This window comes from Ancalomicrobiaceae bacterium S20, assembly GCA_040269895.1.
GTDB lineage: Bacteria > Pseudomonadota > Alphaproteobacteria > Rhizobiales > Ancalomicrobiaceae > Methyloraptor > Methyloraptor flagellatus.
Window position 1 is genome coordinate 3,328,594 of sequence record CP158568.1, and the last position, 25,507, is coordinate 3,354,100.

A 25,507-nucleotide genomic window follows, 5' to 3' on the forward strand; every position below is an offset into this window, starting at 1 on the left:
TTTTCCCGGCCTGATGCCCGGCGGCGTCGTCGACTCGCGGCCGCTGATGGGCCCCGGCACCGCCGGCGCGCGGCCGCAGGCGGCGCTCGTCCCTGCTGCAGCCCGGCCGGGGCCGCCCGGCACGGCGCCCCCCATGCCGACCCGATCAGCCCCCTCGTCCTGTCCCGGAGGTCGCCATGAGCGCGGATCCGATGTCTCCCGCCGCACCGGTGCTCGACGCACGCGGCGTCACCGTCCGCTTCGGCACGCTGGCCGCGCTGTCGGACGTGTCGCTCGCGGTCACGCCCGGCGAGCGCCTCGCGCTGCTCGGCCACAACGGCGCGGGCAAGTCGACGTTGTTCAAGAGCATTCTCGGCTTCGTGCGACCGGCCGCCGGCCGGATCACGGTCGCGGGCGCCGCGCCCGGCAGCGATGCGGCGCGGCGGGCGGTCAGCTATCTGCCCGAGCAGGTCGCGCTGCCGAAGACGCTGACCGGCCGCGAGATCCTCGCGCATTTCGCGCGGCTGAAGGGCGAGAGCCAGGCGATTGCGGCACCGCTGCTCGAGCGCGTCGGCATCGCCCGTGCCGCCGATCGCAGGGTCGGTACCTATTCGAAGGGCATGCGCCAGCGCCTCGGCCTCGCGCAGGCGCTGATCGGCCGGCCGCGGCTCCTGCTGCTCGACGAGCCGACCAGCGGGCTCGATCCGGTGTCGCGCGGCGATTTCTACGCGCTGCTCGCCGATGTCTCGGCGCAGGGCACGGCCGTGCTGCTCTCCTCGCATTCGCTCTCCGAGGTCGAGACGCGCACGGACCGGATCGCGATCCTCTCCTCCGGGCGGCTGGTCGTACAGGGCACGCTCGCGGAACTCTCGCGCGCCGCCGGCCTGCCGATCTCGATCCGGATCGAGGCCGGCGCCGCGGGCTTGGCACGGCTGCTCGACCGGCTCGACGGCGCGACGCCTGAGGCGGGCCGCGCGCTGATCACCTGCCGGGCGGACGAAAAGCTCGGCCTCATCGCCCGGCTCGCCGCGCTCGGCGACCTCGTCGCCGACATCGACATCGCCCCGCCCGGCCTCGACGACGTCTACGGCCATTTCTCGAAGCTCGGAGGCAAGGCCGCATGAGCGCGTTCGACCGCACCGCCTCGATCGTAGCGACCGAGCTTCGGCTCGCCTCGCGCAACAGCTGGATCCTGCTCGCGACAGGCGTGCTCGGCGCCTTCGCGCTGGCCCTCGCCTTTCTCGGTTCGGGCCCGAGCGGCGCACTCAAGGCCGATCCACTGGTGTTGACCGCCGCGTCGCTCGCGACGCTGTCGGTCTATCTGGTGCCGCTGATCGCGCTGCTGCTCACCTACGACACGGTCGCCGGCGAGATCGAACGCGGCACGCTGGCGCTCACGCTCGCGACCCCGGTGTCACGCGCGGAGCTGCTCGGTGCCAAGTTCATCGGCCAGCTGCTGGTCGTCACCTTCGCGATCGCGATCGGCTACGGCGTGGCCGCCGCGGCCGTCGTCGCGGTGCATGGCGTCTCGGATGCCGGGCTGACCGCCTGGGGCGTGCTCGGCGGCACGGCAATCCTGCTCGGCGCGGTGTTCATCGCGATCGGCACGGCGATCTCGGCCGCGAGCCGGCAGACCGGCACGGCGGCGGCGATCTCGGTCGCGGTTTGGCTCGTGGTCGTGGTGCTCTACGATCTCGGCCTGCTCGCCGGACTGATCCTCGACGGCGGCGGTACCTTCGCCAAGGTCGTGTTCCCCTATCTCGTACTCGCCAATCCCGGCGATGCGTTCCGGCTGTTCAATCTCGCGATGCTGTCGGGCGTGGCGCCGGTCGCCGGCATCGACGGGCTCGCCGCCACCCTGCCCTTCTCACCCTTCGCGGCGCTCGGCGCGCTCGGCCTCTGGCTCGCAGCCGCGCTCGGCCTCGCCCATCTCGTGTTCCGGAGGACCACGCCATGATCGCCCCGCGCAGCCTGCTTTATCCCCGCACTCTGCTCCAGGCCGCCACCCTCGCCGCACTCCTGGCGCTCGGCGCCTGCAACGAGGTCGCCAGCAGCGCCAAGCCGCCGGCGGTCGTCATGACCGACGACGCGCTCGGCTATTACTGCCAGATGTATCTCGCCGACCATCCGGGTCCGAAGGCGCAGATCCTGGTCAAGGGCGACGAGCATCCGCTCTGGTTCACGCAGGTGGTCGACGCAGTCGCCTATCTGAAGGGGCGCGAGCGGGTCGCCGACACCGCCGCGGTCTATGTCAGCGACATGGGCGCGGCCAAGAGCTGGTCCGAGCCCGGCCGCGCCAACTGGATCGATGCCGACAAGGCCGTGTTCGTGATCGGCAGCCGCCGGCTCGGCGGCATGGGCGTGCCGGAAGCGATCCCGTTCTCGACCGCGCTCGCGGCGGCCGAGTTCGTCGCGGCCCATGGCGGTCGCGCGATGGGCCTCGCCGACATTCCCGAGGCCTATTTGCGCCACGAGGGGGCCGCGTCGGCCGATGCGGGAACGACCGGCGGTTCCGGTGGGATGGGCGGCATGGGCGATCGCCCCCGGCCGCGACCGGCGGCGCCCCGGCGCCGTCGATGCATTGAGGAGAGCGATCATGCGACCGGCTGTCCTCCGCCCCGATCATCGCCTGTCCCGCCGCCGGTTCCTGGCGATCTCGGCCGTGCTGGCCGGTGCCGCCGTCGCACCGAAGCGCGCCGCGGCCGCCGCGCCCTTGCGCGTCTGGGAAGGTCAGGCACTCGGCGCCCATGCCACGATCCGGCTCGTCGGCGACAATGGGGCGGCCGATCAGGCTTTCGCGGCGGTGGAGGCCGAGATCCGGCGGCTGGAGGCCGTATTCAGCCTTTACGCGACCGGCAGCGAGATCGCCCGGCTCAATCGCGACGGCCGCCTCGACACGCCCTCGGCCGACCTCGTCGAAGTGCTGTCGCTGGCGCGCGCCGTCCATCACCGGACCGACGGCCTGTTCGATCCGACCGTGCAGCCGCTGTTCGCCCTCCATGCCGAGCATTTTGCCCGCCCCGACGCCGATCCGGCCGGGCCTCCCCCTGAAGCGATCGAGGCCGCACTCGCGCGCGTCGGCCTCGGGCATCTGACGATCGACGCCGGCCACATCGGCTTCGATCGCCCCGGCATGGCGCTGACGCTGAACGGCATCGCGCAGGGCCACATCACCGACCGCGTCGCCATGATCCTGCGCGGGCTCGGCTATCGCGACATGCTGCTCGACGTCGGCGAGATCCGCGCGCTCGGGCACGGGCCGGGCGGGGCCTGGTCGGTCGGCTATCCGGCGGGCAATGCCTCGGGCGTGCTGAGACGGCTACGGCTCACCGACCGCGCGGTCGCGACCTCGGCGCCGTTCGGAACCGTGTTCGATGCCGCCGGCCGCTTCGGGCATATCTTCGATCCGGCGCGCGGCTTCACCGGCGGTGCACGGTCGACCGTCACGGTCACCGCGCCGACCGCCGCGATTGCCGATGCACTGTCGACCGCCGTCGTGCTGATGCCGGATCGCGCGCTCGGCGCGATCGGTTTCGATGCCGAGGTGTGTCTCGGCTGACATGCGGACCGCAGTATGGGGCGCGCGGGTCAACCGCTCGCCGCCCCCGGTCCCGGGATGGCGCCGGGCGGGCACTTGCCGAGGATGATCATGCCCAGCACCTCGTCCTTGGTCACGTCCGCGACCTTGGCCGAGCCGACCAGCTTGCCGTTCTTCATCACATAGACGCGGTCGGCGAGGTCGAACACGTCGTGGATGTCGTGGCTGATCAGGAAGATGCCGAGGCCTTCGCGCTTCAGGGACAAGGTCAGGTCGCCGACCTGCTTGGTCTCCTGCGGCCCTAGCGCGGCGGTCGGCTCGTCCATGATCAGGATGCGCGCGTCGAACTGGATCGCGCGCGCGATCGCCACTGACTGGCGCTGGCCGCCGGAGAGCGCGCGAACCGGCTCCTTGAAGCGGCGGAAATGCGGGTTCAGCCGGGCCATCACCTTACGGGCGCGGCTCTCCATCTCGGCGTCGTCGAGCGTACCCCAGCGGGTCAGGATCTCGCGGCCGAGGAAGATGTTGGCGGCGGCATCGACGTTGTCGGCGAGCGCGAGCGTCTGGTAGATCGTCTCGATCCCGTAGGCTTTTGCGTCACGCGGGGTCGCGATCGTCGCCGGCGCGCCGTTGATGCGGATCTCGCCGGAGTCCGGCGCATAGGCGCCGGACAGGATCTTGATCAGCGTCGACTTGCCGGCGCCGTTGTGGCCGAGCAGGCCGACGACCTCGCCCCGGTAGAGGTCGATCGAGACATCGTCGACCGCCTTGATGCCGCCGAAGGCGATCGAGACGTGGCGCATCTCGACCAGCGGCGCGTCGGGGTTCTGGCCGGGGATTTCGGTCGGGGCGAGCGCGGGCGCGGTCATCGGAGCCTCCCTCATTTCACGTGGCGGCGATAGACGGTGTCGAGCCAGACGGCCGCGACCAGCACGATGCCGACGACGATGTTCTGCAAGGGCGCATCGACGCCGAGCAGCACCATGCCGGACTGCAGCGACTGCATGACCACCGCGCCGAGCATGGCGCCGTAGATCGTGCCGGTGCCGCCGGCGAGCGAGGTGCCGCCGATCACCGCGGCGGCGATCGTGTAGAGCTCGTCGAGCGTGCCGGTGGCGTTGGTCGCCGATTGCAGGCGGGCGGTCGCGATCGAGGCCGAAACGCCGGCGAGCAGGCCCATCAGCGCGAAGACCATCATCAGCACGCGGCGGGTGTTGATGCCGGAAAGCTCGGCCGCCTCCGGGTTGCCGCCGAGCGCGAAGACATAACGGCCGAAGCGCGTGCGATCGGCCAGGAAGGTCATGGCGATGCCGATGCCGATCGCGATCAGCACCGGGATCGCGTAGCCATGGGCGATGAACGGCAAGGGCGCATCTTCGGGCGCACCGGCCGCCGCCTGCATGCGGCGGACCACGCCGACGGGCAGCGGATAGGCGTTGACCACCCAGGTGGCGCCGAGGATCGCCAGCGCGATCAGCGCCGCGATGAACGCCTCGGCCCAGACCGGCCGCACCGTGAAGCCGAAGCCGATGCGGCGGCGGCGGATGGTGATCTGCACCGCGATCGCGACGAGCACCGCCGCAATGCCGAGCCCCCAACTGGCGGAGCCGCCGATCGCGCCCTCGATGCCGCCGCCGATCGGCAGGAACCGGCGATCGAGCGGCGCCACCGTCTGGCCGGTCGTGACCCACCAGGCCGCGCCGCGCCAGATCAGCAGGCCGCCGAGCGTGACGATGAAGGACGAGACGTTCAGATAGGCGACCACGAAGCCCTGGAGAGCGCCGATCGCCGTGCCGGTGACGAGGCCGACCACCACGGCGACGATCCAGGTCGCCGGATGTTCGAAACCCCAGAGCTGCGGCAAGATCTGCGCCTGGGTCACGCCGACGATCATGCCGATGAAGCCGAGCATGGAGCCGACCGAAAGGTCGATGTTGCGGGTGACGATCACCAGGACCATGCCGGTCGCCATCACGGCGATCGAGGCGGACTGGACCGAGAGGTTCCAGAGATTGCGCGGCGTCAGGAAGCCGCCGCCGGTCAACACGTCGAAGCCGACCCAGATCACGGCGAGCGCCGCGATCATGCCGATCAGGCGCAGGTCGAGTTCGAGCTTTCGGATCAGGTCACTCATCCGCTGGTCCTTGCGAGAACACGATGCCCCGCTCCCGGACGCCGCGATGCGGCTCGGGAGCGGGGAGAGGACGGGCCGCGATCGGGCCCGCAGCCGGCGAAGGCGCCCGCGGTCGCCGGCGCGCGCCTTCGCCGAAACCGCAAGGCCTCAGTTGCAGACCTTGACCGTGCCGGCCTTGACGCCCTGGCAGACCGCGTCCTTGGAGATCCAGCCGGCTTCGATCACGACATTGAGGTTGTCCTTGGTGATCGGGATCGGCTTCAGGAACACGGCGGTCATCTTCTGCTTCTTCGGACCTTCCGCGAAGGTCGTCGCGCCGGGGATGTCGCCGAGTTTCTTGCCGCCGGCGAGCGCGACCGCGATCTCGGCCGCGTTCTTGCCGAGCTCGCGGGCGTCCTTCCAGACCGAGACGGTCTGGGTGCCGAGCGCGACGCGGTTCAGCGCCGCCTTGTCGCCGTCCTGGCCGGACACCGGCACCTGGCCGGCGAGGCCCTGGGCGGAGAGCGCGGCGACCACGCCGCCGGCGGTACCGTCGTTGGAGGCGACGACCGCGTCGACCTTGTTGTTGTTCTTGGTCAGGATCTGCTCGAAGTTCTTCTGCGCGTTGGCGGGCAGCCACTGGTCGGTATAGGCCTCGCCGACGTTCTTGATGTCGCCCTTGTCGATCGCGGCCTTCAGGACTTCCATCTGGCCGGCGAACAGGAAGTCGGCGTTCGGGTCGGTCGAGGAGCCCTTGATGAAGGCGTAGTTGCCCTTCGGCTTCACGGCATAGACCGCGCGCGCCTGCATGCGGCCGACCTCCTTGTTGTCAAAGGTGATGTAGAAGGCCGAGGGGATCTCGATCAGGCGATCGTAGCCGACGACCGGGATGCCCTCGTTGGCGGCCTTCTCGACCGCCGGGCGGATCGCATCGGCGTCCTGCGCGAGCACGATCAGCGCGGTGGCGCCCTTGGTGATCAGGCTCTCGATGTCGGTCAGCTGCTTGGACGGCGAAGACTGCGCGTCGGCCGAGATATAGGTGCCGCCGGCCTTCTCGACCGCCGCCTTGATCGCGGCCTCGTCGGTCTTCCAGCGCTCCTCCTGGAAGTTCGACCAGGACACGCCGATCACCGGCTTGCCGGCGGCGAGCGCCGCCCCGGCGGAGATCACGGTCATCGCCGTCGCGGCGAGGAGAGTAGTCGCGAGCTTCATGGGTGGTTCCTCCTGGTGTTCGGCCGTTGCTCGGCCGTCTGGTTCAGTTCATCGGCGCGGATCCCGCGGGAGACCGCGCCGGTCATCGGTCGAGGCGCGCGGGAGACCGGGCACTCGCCCGGCCCCGCGCGGCTCAGACGAAGCGGTTGACCACGCTCTCCAGGAACTCCTGGCGTCCGGAGCGCGGGCACGGATCGAGGCCGGTTTCGAGCGCCCGGTCGGCGAGATCGGCGAGGGTACGTTCTCCGGCGAGGATCGCGCGGCCCTCTGGCCCGTCCCAACCGGCGTAGCGCTCGGCGACCGGCCCGGTCAGCGCATCCGCTTCGATCATCCCGGCGGCGGCGAGGAAGGCGCGCGCGCAGGCGTCCATCGAGCCGACATGGGCGTGGATCAGGTCGTCGGGGTCGATCGACTGGCGGCGGATCTTGGCGTCGAAGTTGAGGCCGCCAGTCGTGAAGCCGCCGCCCTTCAGAATCTCGTGGAAGGCGAGCGCCAGCTCGGGCGCGTTCATCGCGAACTGGTCGGTGTCCCAGCCGAGCAGTTCGTCGCCGCGGTTGATGTCGAGCGAGCCGAACACGCCGAGCGCCTGGGCGAGCGCGATCTCGTGCTGGAACGAGTGACCGGCGAGGATCGCGTGGTTCTGCTCGAGGTTGAGCTTCACGTCCTTGGTCAGGCCGTAGCGCTCGAGAAAGCCGTAACAGGTCGCGACATCGAAATCGTATTGGTGCTTGGTCGGTTCCTTCGGCTTCGGCTCGATCAGGATCGGGCCGTCGAAGCCGATCTTGTGCTTGTGCTCGACCACCATCGAGACGAAGCGGCCGAGCTGGTCGAGCTCGCGCTTCATGTCGGTGTTGAGCAGGGTCTCGTAGCCCTCGCGGCCGCCCCACAGCACATAGTTCCGACCGCCGAGCCGATGCGTGACCTCGAGCGCGGCGCGGACCTGCCCGGCGGCATAGGCGAACACGTCCGGGTCCGGGTTGGTCGCCGCGCCCGCCATGTAGCGGCGGTTGGAGAACAGGTTCGCCGTGCCCCACAGGAGACGGACGCGCGCGGTCTCTATCTTCTTCTCGAACACATCGGCGATGGCGTTGAGGTTGGCGACGGATTCCTTGAGCGATCGGCCCTCGGGGGCCGCATCGACGTCGTGGAAGGTGAAGAACGGCACGTCGAGCAGCCGGAACAGTTCGAAGGCGACGTCGGCCTTGGCTTTGGCGAGCGCCAGCGCGTCGTCGCCGTGGTGCCAGGGGCGCAGGAAGGTCTCGCCGCCGAACGGATCGCCGCCCGGCCAGCAGAACGAATGCCAGTAGCAGACCGCAAAGCGCAGGTGATCCTCGAGGCGCTTGCCGAGGACCACGCGGTCCTTGTCGTACCAGCGGAAGCCGAGCGGGCTCGGCGCGTTCGGGCCGCCATAGGCGATCGGCGCGGCGGTTTCGAAGAAGCGGGCGGGTGCGTTCACGGGGTCGGCTCCTCAGCAACGACGATGCAGGACGGCCGAGGGAGACGCCGCGATGCGGCCTCGGTCATGGCGTGCGCGATCGGCGCGGCGGATGAGGCGCCATCCGGTCCGAGATGCATCGTCTGTCCTCCCTCTCGAACCCGGTCGGATCCTCGCGATCTCTGTCGCTTTCGATCGTCCGACCGTGGTTCCCATTCCGATGCGCCCGCCCTTCGAGGCGGGCGAGAAGTCTTTTGTCCGGCCGGTGCGTCGGTGCACCGCCGGGTCCGGCTCAGGGCAGGTTGTCCCGCATCACGATGTCGATACGGATCTTCTCCTGCTCGCTGAGGATCGGCTCGCCGCGGGTCAGTGCGCGCAGCACGCGGACGGCGGCGCGGGCCTCGTGACCGGGGTTCTGCGAAATGACCGCGTCCATGACGCCGCGCAGCAGCAGACGGCGCGTGACCGCAGTCACGTCATGGCCGACGAAAACGATCCGCCCATCGCGACCGGCATCGGTCAGCGCCTTGGCGACACCGGCAGTGCCCGCGCCGACATTATAGAGGCCGACCACGTCAGGATGAGCGTCGAGCAACCTCATGGTGAGGTGCTCGGAGCGCTCGTCCTCGTCGCGACCTTCGACAACGGGCAGGATCTCGAGGCCGCCGAACTCCGCGCTCAGCACCTGGGTGAAGCCGAAAATGCGCTCGGCATGGTCGCGCAGATTCTGCGAGCCGGCGACGATGGCGATCTTGCCCGGCCGCGTGCCGACCAGACGGCCGACCAGCGCGCCGGCGGTGCGGCCGGCGGCGATGTTGTCGATGCCGACATAGTGGTGACGCCGGGCCGTCGGCACGTCGGAGACCAGCGTGACCACCTTGGCGCCGGCGTCGACCAGGTCGTCGAGCGCGGCCCGCACCGCCGGGTGGTCGAGCGCGACCACCGCGACGCCGTCGAAGGCGCCGTGCAGGCGTTCGAGCGTCGAGGCCAGGATTTCCGGGCTGAACACGTCGGTGGTGATGGTCTCGACCGACAGGCGACGCGCCGAGAGCCAGCTCGCCATCTCGCCGAGCTGGGCCTGGATCTGCTGCATGAACAGGTTGGGACCGGCCGGCATCACAAAGGCGAAGCGGCGCGCGCGGCCGCGCGCCAGCTCGGCTGCCGCGGCATGCGGCCGGAACGCGTGGCGCTCGATCGCCTCCTTGACCCGGCGCACCGTATCCGGCCGGACACCCGGCCGGCCATGCAGCACGCGATCGACCGTCGCGAGGCTGACGCCGGCTTCGCGGGCAATGTCGCGGAGGGTCATCGAGGTCTGGGAGAGCGCGTCCTTCATGCTGAAATTCGTGGCACATCAGGATGAGGTACGCAACTCATTTTGAGGCATCCAGCGTACCATCGCGATTCTTTCGCGTTCAAAGAACATATTGAAACATCGGGAGATTTCATGCCCCCGTGCCGGCACGGACGCACGGAAGCGCCTCCGGAGCCGATGCTCCGAAGGCGCCTCGAAACCGTCCGCGACCGACGGCCTAGAGCAGGTCCGCCGCCGCCAGATCGCGCATGAGGTGGCTCGTGCCGTAGGTCCAGGGCGAACATTCGGTCGACAGCCGAACCCGGTTCATCAGCATGCCGAGCGCCGGGGTCGAGATCTCGACGACGTCGCCCATCTTGTGGGTGAAGCCCTTGCCCGGCCCGTCGCGGTCGAGTGTCGGGGCAAACATGGTGCCGAGCATCAGGATCAGGCCATCCGGATACTGGTGATGCGGACCGATCGCGGCGGCGGCGAGCGCCGCCGGCTTGCGCGAGATCATCGCCATGTTCGAGGCACCGTCGAGCACGAAGCCGTCCTCGCCGGTGATACGCAGCGTGAGTTCCGCGCGTTCCACATCGGCGAGGCCGAAGTCGCCGTCGACCAGGCGCACGAACGGTCCGACCGCGGCGGAGGCGTTGTTGTCCTTGGCCTTGCCGAGCAGCAGAGCCGAGCGCCCCTCGACGTCGCGCAGGTTCACGTCATTGGCGAGCGTCGCGCCGACGATGACGCCGCGGCTCGAGATCACCAGCGCGATCTCCGGCTCCGGGTTGTTCCACTGTGAGATCGGATGCAGGCCGACATCGGCGCCGTAGCCGACCGAGGACATCGGCTGCGCCTTGGTGAAGATCTCGGCATCCGGGCCGATGCCGACCTCGAGATACTGGCTCCAGATGCCCTTGGCGATCAGCGTCGCCTTGAGCTCCATCGCCTTCGGCGACCCCGGCTCGATCTTCGACAGGTCCGAGCCGATCAGCGCGGTGACCTCGGCCCGGAGCGCCTCGGCCTTGCTCCGATCGCCGCGCGCGCCCTCCTCGATCACGCGTTCGAGCAGCGAGGCGACGAAGGTGACGCCGGCGGCCTTTACCGCCTGGAGATCGATCGGCGACAGGAGCCGAGGCAGCCGCGGATCGGGCGCCGTGGCGCGGCTGTTTTCGAGCAATGCCTCGACGCTGCCGATCGACGTGCCCGGCGCGGCACGGACATGCGCCGCCGGATCCGCCATCTCGGCGATGTCGCGCACGGTGGCGGCGCCCTTGGCCGTGATGTCGAAGACGGCGCCGGCGCGCACCGTCAGGATGCGCGGATGAGTGTGGCCGGGGACGAGCCCGCGGCCGATCAAAATACCTTCGCCTGGAACATGCGCCGTGGTCACCCGGCCCCTCCCCTGTTCGCTGTGCCGAGCCGGACCGTCAACGGCCGGACTGCCGGCCATAGAGCAGCAGCATCGCGACGATGACGCCGCCGTAGATCAATTGCCGCCCGGCTTCCTCGATCTGCATGACCGAGAGGATCGACTGCAAGAGCGTCACCAGGATCACGCCGGCGATGGTGCCGAAATACGAGCCCTTGCCGCCGAGCACATGCGTGCCGCCCAGCACCACCGCGGCGATCGACGGCAGCAGGTAGGCATCGCCCATCGACTGCGAGGCCTTGGCGGCATAGCCGGCGAGCAGGATGCCGCCGAGCGCGCTGAGCGTGCCCGAAGCAACGAAGGCGAGCAGCGTCACGCGCCGGGTCGGCAGACCCGACAGATAGGCGGCGCGCTCGCGATTGCCGATCGCGTAGAGCGCGCGGCCGAAGGTGGTGCGGCCGAGCAGGAACAGCGTCGCGAGGCCGACCAGCGCCCAGACCAGCACGCCGTTGGCGACATTGGGGATCAGCGTGCCGGTGGCGAGCCAGCGCATCAGCGGCGAGGCCGAATCCTGCGGCGCGAAGCCGCCCGTGTAGGCGACCATCAGCCCCTGCGCCACCGCGTTGACCGCCATGGTGACGATCATCGAGGGCACGCGCATGTAGCCGACGATGAAGCCGTTGAGGAGCCCGAAGGCGGCGCCGCAGAGGAGCCCGGCGGGGATCGCGAAGGCGGCGCCGACCGGCCCGTAGGACGACATGGCCGAGGCCATCATGGCGCCGGTCGTCAGCACCCAGGGCACCGACAAGTCGATATGGCCGATCAGGATCACCAGCATCATGCCCGAGGCGATCACGCCGAGGAACGCCGCCACCTTGAGCTGCTGCAGCAGATAGGCGGGCGCGAGGAAGTTCGGCGAGTAGAGCGCGCCGATCAGGATCATCGCGACGATGCAGCCGTAGGCGGTCGCGATCGCCGGATCGATCCGACGGCTGAGCGGCGGCCGGCCGGCGGCGGGAGCGGGGGTGGAGGCGGGCGTCACGGGAACCACTCCAGGCGATTGCGCACGCTGATCAACGGGATCGCGCCGAGGCTGACGGCGGCGAGCAGCACGAGGCCCTGGAACAGCGGCTGCCAGAGCGGGTCGAGATCGAAGACGAACAGGAGATCGCCGACGGTCCGGAACGCGATCGCGCCGAACACCGCGCCGACGACGCTGCCGCGGCCGCCGGCGAGCGAGACACCGCCGAGCACGACCGCGGCGATCGAATAGAGCGTGTAGGCGCTGCCCGAGGCGTAGGCCGCCTCGCCCGTGTAGGAGAAGAAGGTCAGATAGAGACCGGCAACGCCGGACAGGAGGCCCGAGAGCGCGTAGGTCGCGAGCTTGGCGCGTTGCAGCGGCAGGCCGGACATGTAGGCCGCGCTCTCGGCCGAGCCGATCGCATAGGCCGCGCGGCCATAAAGCGAGCGGCTGAACGGCACCCAGACGAGCGCGATCACCACCGCGAGAAAAACGAGGCTCGCCGGAAACACGTCGCCGATCTTCGAGGTCACCGCGTCGGCGAGATCCTCATCGACGCCGCCGCCCGGAAACGGCCGGAGCAGCAGCGCGAGGCCGTAATAGCAGGCGCTGGTCGCGATGGTGGCGACGATCGGCTGCAGCCGTCCGACGACCACGAGCAGGCCGTTGATCAGCCCGCAGCCGAGCGAGGCGAGGAGCACGAGGCCGGCGCCGCCGAGCGCCGGCACCACGCCGCCGACGACCAGCCAGGAGGCGAGGCAGTTCGAGAAGACCAGGATCATGCCGGCCGAGAGATCGATGCCGCCGGTGATCACCACCAGCGCCTGCGCCGCGGCGACGAAGGCGAGCAGCGTCGACTTGTTCGCCGCCGTCTGCACGACATTGAGCGAGAAGCCGGCCGGGTGGTTGGCGAGATAGAGCACGAACAGCGCGACCGCGAGGCCGATCGCCGCGAGCGTGCCGCGGTGGCGCTGGAAGGCGAAGCGCCAGGCGGCGCGATCCGGCGTGGCGAAGGTCCGATCGGTCATGACGCCACCCGCTCGGTGGTCGCGTCGCCGACGTCGAGCGCGCTCGCGATCAGATTGTGTTCGGTGATCCGGTCGCCGGTCAGTTCGGCGGTGACGCGGCCGTCGTACATGACCAGCACGCGGTTGCAGCAGCCGATCAGCTCGTCGTAGTCGGTCGAATAGTAGAGGATCGCCGCGCCCTCGTCGGCGAGGCGGCGGAGCAGGCGATAGATCTCCTGCTTGGTGCCGACGTCGATGCCTCGGGTCGGATCGTTGAGCAGGATGATGCGCGGCTCGGTCATCAGCCACTTGGCGATGACGACCTTCTGCTGGTTGCCGCCCGACAGCGCGCCGACCGGAATGTCTGGCGAGGCGGTCTTGATCTGGAGCTTGGCGGTCAGCGCGTCGATCGCGGCGCGTTCGGCCGCGCGGTCGACGACGCCGAAGGCGGAGATGCGGCCGAGGCCGGCCAGCGTCAGGTTCTCGCCGACCGTCATCGGCAGGAGCAGGCCCTCGGTCTTGCGATCCTCAGGGATCAGCGCCATGCCGACCTCCGACGCCTTGGCGTCGCGCGGGCTCGCCAGCCGCCGCGCCGCGCCGCCGACCGTGATCGAGCCGGACCAGTTGCGGAGCACGCCGAACAGCGCGAGCAGCAGTTCGCGCTGGCCCTGGCCGTCGAGCCCGCCGATACCGACGATCTCGCCGGGGCGCAGGTCGAGATCGACCTTGTCGAGCGACCGGCCCCAGGTCAGGCCCCGGCAGCTCAGCACGGGGGCGACCTGGGGCGGCGGGTCGACCTTGGGCGGGAAGGCGTGGCGATACTCGCGACCGATCATCATCTCGATCATGTCCTGGCGCGAGCGCGTGCCGGTCGCGAAGGACTGGATGTTGCGGCCGTTGCGGAACACCGTGCACTCGTCGGCGAGTTCGTCGATCTCGTCCATGCGATGGGAGATGTAGAGCAGCGCCATGCCCTCGGCGCGCAGGCGCTTCAGCACCTCGAACACGGTACGGACGTCGGCCTTGGTCAGCGCCGAGGTCGCCTCGTCGAGGATCAGGATGCGCGGCTCGCGCGCCAGCGCCTTGGCGATCTCGACCATCTGGCGCCGGGACAGCGGCAGGTCGCGGACCAGCATGTCGGGGTGGATGTCCGGCGCGCCGGCGCGCGCCAGCGCCTCGCCGGCGATCCGGCGCTGGGCGCGGCGGTCGATCAGGCCGAAGCGGCGCGGCGGATTGGAGACGAGGATGTTCTCGGCGACCGACAGGTCCGGGATCAGCGACAGTTCCTGGAACACGCAGACGATGCCGGCGCGATTGGCGGCGGTCGGCCCCGGGAACGTCACCTCGTGGCCGTCGAGCAGCATGCGGCCCTCGTTCGGCGTGACGACGCCGGACATGACCTTCATCAGCGTCGACTTGCCGGCGCCGTTCTCGCCGAGCACTGCGTGGATGGCCCCGGCGCGGATGGCGAGATCCGCCTCATGCAGCGCGACGACGCCGCCATAGCGCTTGGAGACCTTCTCCATGCGGAAGATCGTGTCGGACTGCTGCACTGCCTGCCACTCCGGACCGTCGCCGAGAAATCAACACGCCGAGGACTCGATACCAGGAGCCTCGTCGCCGAGACGACGCCGCAGCCCGCAGGCCGCGACGCCTCCGGCCGAAGCGCGGACCCGAGTTCCCGCGCATCGATCGAAGAAGCCGCAGAGCCCCGCATCGGCGCGGAGCCCTGCCTTCAGCCGAACCTCAGTCCTTGGTCTGGCTCATGATCTCCTGGGCGGTGAAGTTGATGCCGCAGGTCGGGAAGGCGTTGCCGACGAAGAAGTTGTCCGACTGGTCGGGATAGTAGTCGGCGTCCTTCTTGAAGTTCGGATCGGCGACGACGGCGGTCGGCAGCTTGATCGCCTGCGGCACCACCTCGCCCTCGAGCGCGGCGATGGCGACCTTGATCGCGACCGCGACCTGCGCCGGGCCCGTACCGGCGGAGATGCACTTGAGGCCGTCGCCGGCGTTCGCGGCGCAGAGCTTGCGGAAGCCGTTCTCGGTCTCGCCGCCGAAGGGCACGAACTTGTGCTTGGCGTCCATCAGGGCGCGGACGACGCCGGTGTCGCCGCCCTGCGCGGTGATGCCGTCGAACGGGCCGTTGGTGGTCAGCGCGTCGGCGGTCGCCTTCTGGGCGACGCCGTCGTCCCACTTGCCGACCACTTCGGTGACCTTGAACGGCTTGCCGGTCGCCTTCAGCGTCTCGGCGACGCCGTTGTGGCGGTCGGTATCGACCGAAGTACCGGCGACGCCACGCACTTCGAGGATCTTGCCGCCGTTCGGCAGATGGTCGGCGAGCCACTTCGCCCACAGGACGCCGAGGCCCTTCTGGTCGACGTTGACGTTGATCGCGTCGGTGGTGTTCAGCGTGTTGTCGAAGGCGACCAGCACGACGCCGGCATCCTTGGCGCGCTTGATCACCGGACCGAAGGCGGTCGGGTTCTGCGCGTTGACGACGATCGCGTCGTAACCGGAATCGATGAAGTTGTTGATCGCCGAGATCTGCGCCGGCACGTCCTCGCCGGTCGAGACGACCTTGAATTCCTTCAGCTTGGCCTTGACCTCCGGCTGGGCCGCATAGGCCTTGGCGGTCTGGACCATCTGGATGCGCCAGGTGTTGGCGATGTAGCCGTTGGCGAGCGCGATGCGATAGGGGCCGTTCTTCTTCGGGAACTGGAAGAACTTGGTGTCGCCGGCCCAGGGGACCATGCACTTGGCGTCGCTCGCCGGCCCGGAGACGACCTTCGGGGCCGCCATGGCACTTCCGCCGACCGCGAGAACCGCCGCGCCGGCCAGCATCAGGCGCACGGCGCCCCTGTTCCATTTCCGCTCGAACATCTCGTTCCTCCCTGGACTCACCGCGGGATCTTCTCGTCCCGTTTGCGATGATCGTCGGTGCTGGACTCTCCAATCTTCCGACGATTGGATGCTAGGACTCGAATGACAGCGCTGTCAAGCGGCCATGAAAGCGCTGTCATCAATGTTCGAATTGACAAGCTCCTGGCGGATCCTTAGCCTTTTTCGTAAAGGATCAGCTCCGATGCCAAGAGTTACTCTCAACGACGTGGCACGCGTTGCAAACGTCAGCGCGATCACAGTATCGCGCGTGTTACGGCATCCGGATCAGGTCTCGGAGGAGAAGCGGAAACGCGTCATGGCGGCCGTGCAGAAGCTCGGCTACGTGCCGGACCTGGCCGCCAGCCGCCTCGCCTCCTCGCGCACCCACATGGTCGGCGTGATCGTGCCGACGCTCTACAATGTGATCTTCGCCGATTACCTGCTCGGCCTGCACGAGATACTCGTCCCGGCCGGGTTGCAGGTGGTGGTCGTCAACAGCCGATACTCGCAGGACGAGGAAGAAGCCGCGGTCAAGACGCTGATCGGCCAGCGCGCCGAGGCGATCGTGGTCGCCGGCATCCATCACACCGCGCTCGCGCGCCGGCTGCTGGCGCGCTCGCACATGCCGGTGGTCGAGACCCTCGAACTCACCGACCGGCCGCTCGGGCTCAACGTCGGTTTCTCGCAGCAGAGCGCCGCCGCGGAGGCGACGCGGCGGCTGATCGCGGGCGGGCGGCGGCGCATCGCCTTCTTCCTCGGCCAGCTCGACGACCGGGCGATGGCGCGCCAGGCCGGTTACCGGCAGGCGATGGCCGAGGCCGGGCTCGACGAGACGATCGTGCAGATCACCGGCCTCAGCTCGGTCCGCCTCGGCTCGGCGCTGCTGTCCCGGTTGCTCGAAGATGCGGCCTTGCCCGAGGCGATCTTCTGCATCGACGACAACGTCGCGCTCGGCGTGCTGCAGGAGTGCCGGAAACGGCAGATCCGCGTGCCGGACGATGTCGCCGTGGTCGGCTTCCACGATCTGGAATTCGCCGCCTGCCTGTCGCCGTCGCTGACGACGGTGGCGACGCGGCGCTACGAGACCGGCCGGGTGGTGGCGGAAAAGCTGGTCGACGCCATTCTCGGCGGCACCGCGCTGAAGCCGGCGCAGATCGATCTCGGCTTCGAGATCGTCGCTCGGGAAAGCGGCTGACGAGACCTCTCGCGTATCACGCGCCCGATCAGGCAACACCGCCCAGCGCCGCGCTGCGCGTCGCGCTCGGCAGGGTGCCGAAGGCCGCCTTGTAGTCGCGCGAGAAGCGGCCGAGATGGCCATAGCCGACCGCATGGGCGACATCGCCGACGGTCGTGCCGCTCGCGGCACTCTCGAGCGCATAGCGCGCCATGCGCAGGCGCTGGCCTTGCAGATATTGCAGCGGCGAGCAGCCGAAATGCTGCTTGAAGCCGATCTGCAGGGACCGGAGCGAACAGCCGGCGACGTCCGCGACATCGGCGATGCTGATCGGCTCGGCGAGATTGGCGTGCATGTAGGCCTGCGCGCGCTTGACCTGCCGCGAGCTCGGCCCGTGGCGCCGATCCGCGACGAGAGGGCTGATGTTGCTCGGCTGGGCAGCGACGAGACCGGCGATCAGGTCTTCTTCCAGCAGCATCTGGCAGGGATCGCCGGTCCGCCCGAAGGCGCGGCCGGCATCGGCGGCGGCGAAGCAGGCCGCAGCCGCCTGCGCCCAACGCCGCATCGGCGCCCGGTCGAGCGCCAGTTCCGGCTCGAACACGATCGGATAGGCGAGTTCGTGGCCGCTCGCGGCCTCGGCGATACGATGCAGCGCGGCGCGATCGATCTGGATCAGCAGCTTGGCGCAGTCGGCCGACCACGTCATGCGCGTCGCGAGCGTCGGATTGAGAATGGTCGCCGCGCCCTCGCCCACCATGACCTCACGCCGGCCGTTGCGCACCTCGGCCGCGCCGCGGAGCACGATCTGGACCAGGTAGAAGCGCCCCAGTTCGCCCGGATCGATCGACACCGCCGCGCCATAGCGCAGGTAGTTGAGCGAAAGAGATCGGCCGGCGGCGTGATTGTGCAGCGTATCGAGCCGATCGCGAGCGCTGGCCAGATGCAAGCGATGCGGACAGAAGGTGCGCCCGACGAAGGCGCGCGCCTCGTCGAGATCGCGCGACAGGAACAGCCTGTGCGCGGAGAGCGGTTCACCGTCCACCAGCCAACGGGCCATGATCCCCTGCCCATGATCCAACCGACCGTCGCCGGCCAAAATGGTACGCCGGCTTCGCCGGACGGCAAGCGGATATTTTAAGCTTCGAATTTTTCGCTTTCCGGATAAGGGAAACCGCGTGTCCGCTCCTAGACTGCACCCGTTGCAGCGGCCTTGAGGAGGCGGAGATGGTGAAGCGCAAGACGGTCGCCGTCATCGGCGGCGGGGTGAGCGGCCTGGCGGCGGCCAAGGCTTTCGCCGAACGCGGGCATATCGTGGTCGGCTTCGAGCGGACGCATGATCTCGGCGGCGTCTGGGAACCGTCGCGGTCCTATCCGGACGTGCAGACGCAGTCGCCGAAGGACCTCTACCGCTACACCGATCTCGCTATGCCGGACGACTATCCGGAATGGCCGAAGGGGCCGCAGGTCCACGCCTATCTGCACGCCTACGCGGCCAAGCACGGGCTCGCGCGGCTGTTCCGGCTCGACACCAACATCGTCTCGATGGATCGCCGCGCCGACGGCAAGCCCGGCTGGACGCTCACGGTCGAGACGCGCGGCGAGAGCGGCAGCGAGACCCGGACCGAGGATTTCGACTTCGTCGCGGTCTGCACCGGCCAGTTCTCCGACAAGAACATCATCTCGCACCCCGGCCAGGACGCCTTCGTCGCGAATGGCGGCCGGGTGATCCACTCGTCCGAATACACCGACCCCGCCATGGCGCGCGGCCGGCGCGTGGTCGTGCTCGGGGCGTCGAAATCGGCGACCGACATCGCCGTCAACGCGGCGAAGAACGGCGCGGCCGCCGTCACCATGGTCTATCGCGAGAACATGTGGCGGGTGCCCTATTTTGTCGGCGGCATCAACTTCAAGCGCCTGCTCTACACCCGCGCGCAGGAGATGCAGTTCAATTCGTGGGGTCGCACGCGCGCGCAGAAGCTCGTCGCGGCGCTGACCAAGCCGCTCGTCTGGGCGAATTTCCGCGGGCTCGAAACGCTGCTCAAGCTGCAGCTCGGGCTCAAGAAATGGAACATGGTTCCGGATGTGCCGATCGAGAAGGACGTCTCCTGCTCGGTGCCGATCGTCACGCCGGGCCTGTTCGAGAGTTTCAAGACCGGCAAGGTTCGGCCGATCCGTGGCACGTTCGAGCGCTACGAGCCGGGCGGCATCAAGCTCACCACCGGCGAGACGGTCGGCTGCGATCTCGCGGTGCTGGCGGTCGGCTGGAAGCTCGGCGTGCCCTACCTCGCCGACGCCCACAAGGCGAAGCTGATCGAGCCGGACGGCCAGTATCGCGTCTACCGGCTCGCCGTGAACCCCGACCTGCCCGACATGGGCTTCGTCGGGTTCAATTCGAGCTTCTGCACGATCCTATCGGCGGAGATGATCGCCAACTGGCTGGTGCGCTATGCCGACGGCATGCTGGCGCGGCAGCCGAGCGCGGCGGAGATGAACGCCGACATCGAGCGGATGCTGCACTGGAAGCGGCACGAGCGCCCGGCCGCGCAGATCTACGGCGGCCTGTGCTCGGCGCCGTTTCATTTCAAGCATTTCGACGAGCTGCTCGCCGACATGGGCGCCACCGTGCGCAAGCGCGCGAACCCGCTCGCGGAGTATCTCTCCTATCCCAACGCCGACGCCTACGGACGCTTCCTTGCGTCGACGCCGCAATACGTGGCGCAATAGCGGCGCGAAGACATCGAAGGCGGCGGTGCACCGCACGCATCAGCCGACGCGGAACTTGGAAACACGACAAGGCCCGAGGTGGGCCATGCGGAGGAGGACGACATGAGTGAACTGGAGAAGGGCATTACCCGCAACGGCGAGGGCTTTGCCGGCACAACCTGGAACATCCTCGGCCAAGTCTATTTCCCGAAGGCCACCTGCGACTCGACCTTCGCCTTCGAGACCAACAGCGACCCCGGCCAGTTCGTGCCGGTGCACATCCATCCGACCCAGGACGAGTTCATCTTGGTGCAGGAGGGCGAGCTCGACCTGAAGCTCGACGGCGTCTGGACCAAGGCCAAGGCGGGCGACCTCGTGCGCATGCCGAAGGGCATCCCGCACGGCTATTTCAACAAGTCGGACAAGCCGGCGCGCGCGCTGTTCTGGGTCTCGCCGGCCGGCAAGCTCGAGGATCTGTTCGTGGCGCTGCACGATCTGACCGACGTCGCCGAGGTGGTGCGCGTCTCGGCCCTGCACGACGTCGACTTCCTGCCGCCCGACGCCAACGCCTGAGCGGCCGCCGCGACTGCGAGACACCGAAGCCGGGCCGCTGCCGCGTTCCGGCTTTTCGGCGTTAGAAACTCGGCGATGCGGCGCAGGTCTCGCGCATGAGGGCGCGCAGCCAGCGATGGGCAGGGTCGGCGTCGAGGCGCGGGTGCCAGGCGAGCGAGATGGCCAGCGCGTCGGTCTTCACCGGCAATTCGAAACTGTATAGACCGGCCCGTGCCGGTTCGGTCAGTCGGGCCGGCACCGCCGCAATATGATCGGACGTACGGACGATCGCCAGCGCATCGGCGAAATTGGCGACCGCGATGGCGACGAAGCGCGTGAGGCCCGCCACGGCAAGCGCATCGTCGATCGGCCCGGCGAAGCGCCCGCGCCGCGACACCGAGACATGCGGAAACGACGCGAAGCGCTCCGGCGTCACGGCTGCGGCGGCCAGAGGATGGTCCGCCCGCGCGACGCCCACGAAGCGGTCGTGAAACAGGGCCTGCAAGCGGATCTCCGGCCCCATCGCCCCGATGACGCCGACATCGGCGTCGATCCGGCCCTCGCGCAAGGCTTCGACGTCCTCCTTGTCCGGATGCGCGAAACGCAGCCGGACCCGCGGCGCCTGTCGCGCGGCCAGCGACGCCAGTCCGGCTCCGAAGGTGCCGACGAAGCCGTCGTTGGCGCGGATGACGAAGGTCCGTTCCAGTTGGGCGAGATCGAGCTCGCCCTCCCCCGCACCAGGGCCTCGGCTTCCATGACGAGACGGCGCAACCGCTCGCGGAGTGCCTCCGCACGCGGCGTCGGCACCAGCCCGCGGCCGGCGCGCACCAGGACCGGATCGCCGATCAGATGCCGGATGCGGGCGAGCTGACGGCTCATCGCCGGCGGCGAGAGGTTCAGCCGCTGTGCGGCACCGACGACGCTGCCCTCCGACAGCAACGCGTCGAGTGTCACCAGGAGGTTCATGTCGAGCGGCGGCACGAGGCGTCTGGCCGAGGCGGCGGTGGGCATGGGCACGTCCTTATCAGTGCACCTGACGCAACTATATAATAGAAACATTGCACTATATGCAAAATGTGCCGGCCGCTATCGAAAGGCGAACCTCCCCGCTCCCGAACGGGGGCACTTTCGATAGGGCTTCCGATGAATCATCCCTCTCCTCCTCCGGCTTCTCAGTCCCACCCTGCGGCGCACGGGGCCGTGCATGCCGCGGCTCCCCATCACCGCCCGATCCACGCGGGCATGGTGCTGACCGGCCTGTCGCTCGCCATCCTGCTGTCGCAACTCGGCACCAACATCATCAATGTCGCCCTGCCGACGCTGGTGAACGATCTCGGCGTCGACTTCGGCTCGGTCCAATGGGTGGTGGTGAGCTATCTGCTCGTCGTCACCGCGCTGATCGTCGGCGTCGGCCGCTTCGGCGACCAGCTCGGCAAGAAGCGGCTCTACCTCTGGGGTCTCGCCGTCTTCATGGCGGCTTCGGTGCTCTGCGCACTTTCGGGCAATCTGCCGCTCCTGATCGCCGGCCGCGCGGCCCAGGGCCTCGGCGGCGCGATCCTGATGGCGCTGTCCTTCGCCTTCGTCGGCGAGGTCTTCCCGAAGGCGCGCACCGGCTTCGCCATGGGCGTGCTGTCGACCATGGTCTCGTTCGGCATCGCGCTCGGCCCTTCGCTCGGCTCGCTGGCCCTGGCCGCCTTCGGTTGGCAGGCCGTGTTCTGGGTCAATCTGCCGTTCGGCCTGCTCGCCTTCCTGCTGGTCGGCCGCTACCTGCCGAATGCCGTCGACGCGCCGAAACACCCGGTCCCGGCGGGGCACTTCGACTGGCTCGGCACGATCCTGCTGGCGCTGACCCTCGGTGCCTATTCGCTCGCGATGACCTTCTCGGGCAAGCAGGGCTTCGGTTCGCCGCTCGTGCTTCAGCTCGGGCTCGGCGCCGTGGTCGGCCTCGTCCTGTTCCTCGCCGTTCAGGTCAAGGCGCGCGCGCCGCTCCTGAAACTCTCCATGTTCGGCAATGCACTGCTCTCCTCCAGCATGGCGATGAGCGTGCTGGTCTATGCGGTGATGATGGCGACGCTGGTGCTCGGGCCGTTCTATCTGTCGAAGGCGCTCGGCCTCGACACCCGTATGGTCGGCCTCGTCATGACGGTCGGCCCGCTCGCCGCCGCGATCATGGGCGTGCCGGCGGGCACGGTCGCCGACCGGATCGGCGCCAAGCTCGCCATGGTCATCGGTCTGGCACTGTTCACGGTCGGCGCCTTCGTGATGTCCTGGGTGTCGCATGACGGCGGCGTCGCGACCTATATCGTCGCCATCCTGTTCATCAGCGTCGGCCTCGCCTTCTTCCAGACGCCGAACAACACCGCCGTCATGGCCGATGCCCGGCCCGAACAGCGCGGCCTCGTCTCTGGCCTGCTGGCGCTCGCCCGCAATCTCGGCCTGATCACCGGCGCCTCGCTGATGGGCGCGCTGTTCGCCAGCGTCGCGGGAGACACCGCGACCAGCACGCCCGAGATGGTCACGGACGGCATGCGCTTCGCCTTCCGCATCGCGGCGGCGATGGCGGCGGCGGCCTTCCTCCTGTCCCTCACCACGCTGCGTCCGCGTCGGCGCCACGCCTGACCGGCAGCCAAGGATGTTTCCCATGCAACGACACGTGTCACCGGGCGCCGCGCGTCCGATCCCTCCCGAACGCCGCCTTCGCGTCGCCGAGGTGCGCAGGGCCTTCGAGGTCAGTTCGCACATGCGGCGCCTCACGCTCGCCTCGACCGCCCTGATGGATTTTCCCGTCCGCCGTCCGGCGCAGTGGGTCAAGGTCTTCGTGCCGACTTCGGAGAGCGACAAGCCGAGCGGCCGCGCCTACACCATCCGCCACTTCCGCGAAGACCTCTGCGAGATCGACGTCGACTTCGTCCTGCACGGCGAGGGTCCTTGTTCGACCTGGGCGGCGGCGGCCAATCCGGGCGACGTCGTCCAGATTGCCGGTCCACGTGCCGGCTTCCAGCGCGACCCGGACGTCTCCCATCTGCTGATCGGCGGCGACGAGACGGCCCTGCCGGCCATCGGCTCGATCCTCGAAGCGCTGCCGCCCGGCCTGTCGGTCGAGGCCTTCGTGGAGATCCCCGACGACGGCGACGTCCAGGTCATCCGGTCGAAGGCCGATGTCCACCTGACCTGGCTCTCCCGCAACGGCGCCGAGGCCGGCACGGCGACCGCGCTCGCCGAGGCGATGATGCGGGCCGAGACCTCCGCGGAGAGGAGTGCGGTCTGGTTCGCCGCCGAGGCGGCGACCGTCCGGGCCGTTCGTCGCCATTTCCAGAACGATCGCGCCCTGCCGCGGAGCCGGATCTCCATGTCCGGCTACTGGAAGAAGGGCGAAACCGACTTTCGTGACAGCGAGGGGGATCAGTGACGGCCGGCGGCCGGCCCCTCGCTTGCCACGCCCCTCGCTTGCCACGCCCCTCTGCGGCGAACCCAGATGCCGACGATCGGTGCGCGCTCTGCCGGAGGGCGGGTTCCGGAATCATCGGGCGATCCGTTGGCCCGGCCACCTGCCGGCGCGGATCGGGACGCGGTCCGCTCGCGATCAGCGCCGGCCGTCCCCGGAGGGCGGCGCCGTGATCGCGGCCAGACAGGGCGCGGCCTCGGCGAAACGCGGCTCGGCATCCGGCTTGCCTCGCGCCATCCAGTCACGCTTCACCCGCAGATAGCCGAGCAGCGCCGCGAGGTCGGCCGCCTTCTGCTCGAGCCGCGAAACCTGCAGATCGATGATCTCGATCTCGCGTTCGGCCGACAGCCCGTCGTCGAGCAGCTCGCTCGCGATCTCGGCGATCTCTTTCAGCGGCATGCCGAGCGACTGCGCGAAGCGGATCATCATGGCGATGGAGACATCGCGCTCGCTAAAGATCTGGTACGGATTGCGCCCGCCCCGCGCCCCGGTTTGCGGCCGCAGAAGGCCCTTGCGCACGTAAAAGCGCACCGTGTCCTGGCTGAGCCCGGCCCGCTCGGCGAATTCTCCGATCAGCATCGGCAGATCCCTTGACCATGGACCATGGTCCAGCCTTATAGGACAGGCTCCCTCGATTGTGGAGCCGCATTCATGACAGATCAGCCGGACCGGACGCAGCACGCTCGCCTCGCCTTCGTGACGGGGGCGACGGGGCTTCTCGGCAACAATCTGGTGCGCGCGCTGATCGCGGCCGGATGGCGGGTGCGGGCGCTGGTGCGCTCGCCCGACAAGGCGCTGCACCAGTTCGCCGGGCTCGACGTCGACGTGGTGCGCGGCGACATGCTCGACGTGCCCGGCTTCGCGGCGTCGCTCGCCGGCGTCGACACGGTGTTCCACACCGCGGCCTACTTCCGCGATTCCTACAAGGGCGGACGCCATTGGGACGCGCTCTACGCGGCCAATGTCGCGGGTACGCGGGCTCTTCTCGATCACGCCCACCGCGCCGGCGTGCGGCGCTTCGTCCACACCAGTTCGGTCGCGGTGCTGCACGGCGCCCGCGGCGCGATGATCGACGAGACGATGTTGCGCGATGAGCGGGACGCCGACGACTACTATCGCAGCAAGATCCTGTCGGACCGCGTGGTGCTCGATTTTCTCGACGCGCATCCGGCGTTCTGGGCGGTGATGGTCCTTCCGGGGTGGATGCACGGGCCGGGCGACGTCGGGCCGACGTCGGCGGGGCAGACGGTCATCGACGTGGCGCTCGAACGACTACCGGGCGTACCGCCGGGCTCCTTCTCGGTGGTCGATGCCCGCGATGTCGCCGGCGCGATGATCCTGGCCGCCGACAGGGGCCGACGCGGCGAACGCTATCTGGCGGCCGGGCGACACATGACCATGGCCGACCTCCTGCCGCTGATCGCCGAGGCGACCGGCGCCAAACCGCCGCGCCGCCGTATCCCGCTGTGGCTGATGCACGTGCTCGCCGCCGGCTACGAGGTCTATGCCCGCGCGACGGGACGGCCGGTCCTGCTGAGCTGGGCGATGGCGCGCACCGTCGCCGCCGAGAACGACCGCTCCCGCTACGACCCTGCCAAGAGCGAACGCGAACTCGGACTGCGCTTCCGCCCCGTCGAGGAAACGCTGCGCGACGAAGTCGCCTGGTTCCGCGCCAAGGGGCTGATTCCGGGCTAGGCTATTAAGGCCGGCCGGCCGGGATCGACGCCGCAAGGATGCCGTGGCGCTACGCGCCCACGGCCGAAGACGCAGTCGGAACGGTCA

21 protein-coding genes and 2 pseudogenes are annotated in these 25,507 nt (G+C 69.2%); 10 read left to right on the forward strand and 13 right to left on the reverse strand.

The annotated features are described in order from the left end of the window. The first annotated feature begins 176 nt into the window (after positions 1–176). The 4 genes and pseudogenes from ABS361_15105 (at position 177) to ABS361_15120 (ending at position 3,538) form a co-directional block, all read left to right on the forward strand. The gene (locus ABS361_15105) at positions 177–1,103 is read left to right on the forward strand and encodes an ABC transporter ATP-binding protein (protein ID XBY43414.1); all 927 of its coding nucleotides are present in this window, start codon (positions 177–179) and stop codon (positions 1,101–1,103) included. After that, positions 1,100–1,936 carry an ABC transporter permease subunit gene (locus ABS361_15110; GenBank protein XBY43415.1) on the forward strand — a complete coding sequence of 279 codons (837 nt, stop codon included), beginning with the start codon at positions 1,100–1,102 and terminating at the stop codon, positions 1,934–1,936. Before ABS361_15105 ends, ABS361_15110 begins: the two co-directional genes overlap by 4 nt. Positions 1,937–2,055: 119 nt before the next feature. Further along, positions 2,056–2,430, forward strand: a pseudogene (locus ABS361_15115) (nitrous oxide reductase accessory protein NosL). A gap of 145 nt (positions 2,431–2,575) precedes the next feature. Beyond that, complete coding sequence (locus ABS361_15120) at positions 2,576–3,538, forward strand: FAD:protein FMN transferase (protein ID XBY43416.1); 963 nt, start codon at positions 2,576–2,578, stop codon at positions 3,536–3,538. Positions 3,539–3,567: 29 nt separating this feature from the next. Here ABS361_15120 and ABS361_15125 read toward each other — a convergent pair whose 3' ends face one another. From ABS361_15125 to ABS361_15170, 10 genes are all read right to left on the reverse strand, one after another. After that, entirely contained in the window at positions 3,568–4,386 is an 819-nt protein-coding gene (locus ABS361_15125; protein ID XBY43417.1) for an ATP-binding cassette domain-containing protein, read from the reverse strand. 11 nt (positions 4,387–4,397) lie between these two features. Further along, a complete protein-coding gene (locus ABS361_15130; GenBank protein XBY43418.1) occupies positions 4,398–5,651 on the reverse strand; it encodes a sugar ABC transporter permease in 1,254 nt (417 codons plus the stop codon). Positions 5,652–5,798: 147 nt separating this feature from the next. Continuing rightward, positions 5,799–6,842, reverse strand: a complete 1,044-nt coding sequence (xylF, locus tag ABS361_15135) for a D-xylose ABC transporter substrate-binding protein (protein XBY43419.1) — start codon at positions 6,840–6,842, stop codon at positions 5,799–5,801. A 133-nt stretch (positions 6,843–6,975) separates the two neighbouring features. Beyond that, positions 6,976–8,298: a xylose isomerase gene (gene xylA / locus ABS361_15140; GenBank protein ID XBY43420.1), complete on the reverse strand. Its 1,323-nt coding sequence runs from the start codon at positions 8,296–8,298 to the stop codon at positions 6,976–6,978. 271 nt (positions 8,299–8,569) lie between these two features. Further along, positions 8,570–9,613, reverse strand: coding sequence for a LacI family DNA-binding transcriptional regulator (locus tag ABS361_15145; protein XBY43421.1), 1,044 nt, complete (start codon positions 9,611–9,613; stop codon positions 8,570–8,572). Positions 9,614–9,809: 196 nt separating this feature from the next. Next, positions 9,810–10,964 (reverse strand): fumarylacetoacetate hydrolase family protein, encoded by a 1,155-nt coding sequence (locus ABS361_15150; GenBank protein XBY43422.1) that lies wholly within the window; start codon positions 10,962–10,964, stop codon positions 9,810–9,812. A 37-nt stretch (positions 10,965–11,001) separates the two neighbouring features. Next, entirely contained in the window at positions 11,002–11,985 is a 984-nt protein-coding gene (locus tag ABS361_15155) for an ABC transporter permease (GenBank protein XBY43423.1), read from the reverse strand. Next, the gene (locus ABS361_15160) at positions 11,982–12,992 is read right to left on the reverse strand and encodes an ABC transporter permease (protein ID XBY43424.1); all 1,011 of its coding nucleotides are present in this window, start codon (positions 12,990–12,992) and stop codon (positions 11,982–11,984) included. The genes ABS361_15155 and ABS361_15160 overlap by 4 nt, the downstream gene beginning before the upstream one ends. Then, complete coding sequence (locus tag ABS361_15165) at positions 12,989–14,497, reverse strand: sugar ABC transporter ATP-binding protein (protein XBY46905.1); 1,509 nt, start codon at positions 14,495–14,497, stop codon at positions 12,989–12,991. Before ABS361_15165 ends, ABS361_15160 begins: the two co-directional genes overlap by 4 nt. Positions 14,498–14,717: 220 nt before the next feature. Then, positions 14,718–15,812, reverse strand: coding sequence for a sugar ABC transporter substrate-binding protein (locus tag ABS361_15170; protein ID XBY46906.1), 1,095 nt, complete (start codon positions 15,810–15,812; stop codon positions 14,718–14,720). 241 nt (positions 15,813–16,053) lie between these two features. Between ABS361_15170 and ABS361_15175 the strand changes: the two genes are divergently transcribed. Next, a complete protein-coding gene (locus ABS361_15175; protein XBY43425.1) occupies positions 16,054–17,046 on the forward strand; it encodes a LacI family DNA-binding transcriptional regulator in 993 nt (330 codons plus the stop codon). A 28-nt stretch (positions 17,047–17,074) separates the two neighbouring features. On the opposite strand, the gene ABS361_15180 is transcribed toward ABS361_15175, so the two are convergent. After that, positions 17,075–18,082: an AraC family transcriptional regulator gene (locus ABS361_15180; GenBank protein ID XBY43426.1), complete on the reverse strand. Its 1,008-nt coding sequence runs from the start codon at positions 18,080–18,082 to the stop codon at positions 17,075–17,077. 167 nt (positions 18,083–18,249) lie between these two features. Between ABS361_15180 and ABS361_15185 the strand changes: the two genes are divergently transcribed. Together ABS361_15185 and ABS361_15190 are read left to right on the forward strand one after the other, a co-directional pair. Further along, the gene (locus ABS361_15185) at positions 18,250–19,749 is read left to right on the forward strand and encodes an NAD(P)/FAD-dependent oxidoreductase (protein ID XBY43427.1); all 1,500 of its coding nucleotides are present in this window, start codon (positions 18,250–18,252) and stop codon (positions 19,747–19,749) included. A 102-nt stretch (positions 19,750–19,851) separates the two neighbouring features. Next, the gene (locus ABS361_15190) at positions 19,852–20,301 is read left to right on the forward strand and encodes a cupin domain-containing protein (GenBank protein XBY43428.1); all 450 of its coding nucleotides are present in this window, start codon (positions 19,852–19,854) and stop codon (positions 20,299–20,301) included. A 61-nt stretch (positions 20,302–20,362) separates the two neighbouring features. Here ABS361_15190 and ABS361_15195 read toward each other — a convergent pair. Continuing rightward, positions 20,363–21,261: pseudogene (locus ABS361_15195) on the reverse strand (LysR family transcriptional regulator). 261 nt (positions 21,262–21,522) lie between these two features. Between ABS361_15195 and ABS361_15200 the strand changes: the two are divergent. Continuing rightward, a complete protein-coding gene (locus ABS361_15200) occupies positions 21,523–22,899 on the forward strand; it encodes an MFS transporter (protein XBY43429.1) in 1,377 nt (458 codons plus the stop codon). A gap of 22 nt (positions 22,900–22,921) precedes the next feature. Next, on the forward strand, positions 22,922–23,689 hold the full coding sequence (locus ABS361_15205; protein XBY43430.1) for a siderophore-interacting protein: 768 nt from the start codon (positions 22,922–22,924) through the stop codon (positions 23,687–23,689). A gap of 174 nt (positions 23,690–23,863) precedes the next feature. Here ABS361_15205 and ABS361_15210 read toward each other — a convergent pair whose 3' ends face one another. Then, positions 23,864–24,406, reverse strand: coding sequence for a MerR family transcriptional regulator (locus ABS361_15210; GenBank protein ID XBY43431.1), 543 nt, complete (start codon positions 24,404–24,406; stop codon positions 23,864–23,866). Here ABS361_15210 and ABS361_15215 point away from each other — a divergent pair. Further along, complete coding sequence (locus tag ABS361_15215) at positions 24,377–25,420, forward strand: SDR family oxidoreductase (protein XBY43432.1); 1,044 nt, start codon at positions 24,377–24,379, stop codon at positions 25,418–25,420. The two genes, ABS361_15210 and ABS361_15215, sit on opposite strands and share 30 nt — an antisense overlap. Positions 25,421–25,507: the final 87 nt, after the last annotated feature.

Bases quoted from the DNA above. Each gene is read 5' to 3' on its own strand.
- ABS361_15160 (XBY43424.1), bottom strand. From the start codon at position 12,992: ATGACCGATCGGACCTTCGCCACGCCGGATCGCGCCGCCTGGCGCTTC.
- ABS361_15175 (XBY43425.1), top strand. From the start codon at position 16,054: ATGCCAAGAGTTACTCTCAACGACGTGGCACGCGTTGCAAACGTCAGC.
- ABS361_15215 (XBY43432.1), top strand. From the start codon at position 24,377: ATGACAGATCAGCCGGACCGGACGCAGCACGCTCGCCTCGCCTTCGTG.
- ABS361_15205 (XBY43430.1), top strand. From the start codon at position 22,922: ATGCAACGACACGTGTCACCGGGCGCCGCGCGTCCGATCCCTCCCGAA.
- ABS361_15165 (XBY46905.1), bottom strand. From the start codon at position 14,497: ATGGAGAAGGTCTCCAAGCGCTATGGCGGCGTCGTCGCGCTGCATGAG.
- xylF (XBY43419.1), bottom strand. From the start codon at position 6,842: ATGAAGCTCGCGACTACTCTCCTCGCCGCGACGGCGATGACCGTGATC.
- ABS361_15185 (XBY43427.1), top strand. From the start codon at position 18,250: ATGGTGAAGCGCAAGACGGTCGCCGTCATCGGCGGCGGGGTGAGCGGC.
- ABS361_15105 (XBY43414.1), top strand. From the start codon at position 177: ATGAGCGCGGATCCGATGTCTCCCGCCGCACCGGTGCTCGACGCACGC.
- ABS361_15125 (XBY43417.1), bottom strand. From the start codon at position 4,386: ATGACCGCGCCCGCGCTCGCCCCGACCGAAATCCCCGGCCAGAACCCC.
- ABS361_15200 (XBY43429.1), top strand. From the start codon at position 21,523: ATGGTGCTGACCGGCCTGTCGCTCGCCATCCTGCTGTCGCAACTCGGC.
- ABS361_15170 (XBY46906.1), bottom strand. From the start codon at position 15,812: ATGCTGGCCGGCGCGGCGGTTCTCGCGGTCGGCGGAAGTGCCATGGCG.
- ABS361_15180 (XBY43426.1), bottom strand. From the start codon at position 18,082: ATGGCCCGTTGGCTGGTGGACGGTGAACCGCTCTCCGCGCACAGGCTG.
- ABS361_15130 (XBY43418.1), bottom strand. From the start codon at position 5,651: ATGAGTGACCTGATCCGAAAGCTCGAACTCGACCTGCGCCTGATCGGC.
- ABS361_15120 (XBY43416.1), top strand. From the start codon at position 2,576: ATGCGACCGGCTGTCCTCCGCCCCGATCATCGCCTGTCCCGCCGCCGG.
- ABS361_15145 (XBY43421.1), bottom strand. From the start codon at position 9,613: ATGAAGGACGCGCTCTCCCAGACCTCGATGACCCTCCGCGACATTGCC.
- ABS361_15110 (XBY43415.1), top strand. From the start codon at position 1,100: ATGAGCGCGTTCGACCGCACCGCCTCGATCGTAGCGACCGAGCTTCGG.
- ABS361_15190 (XBY43428.1), top strand. From the start codon at position 19,852: ATGAGTGAACTGGAGAAGGGCATTACCCGCAACGGCGAGGGCTTTGCC.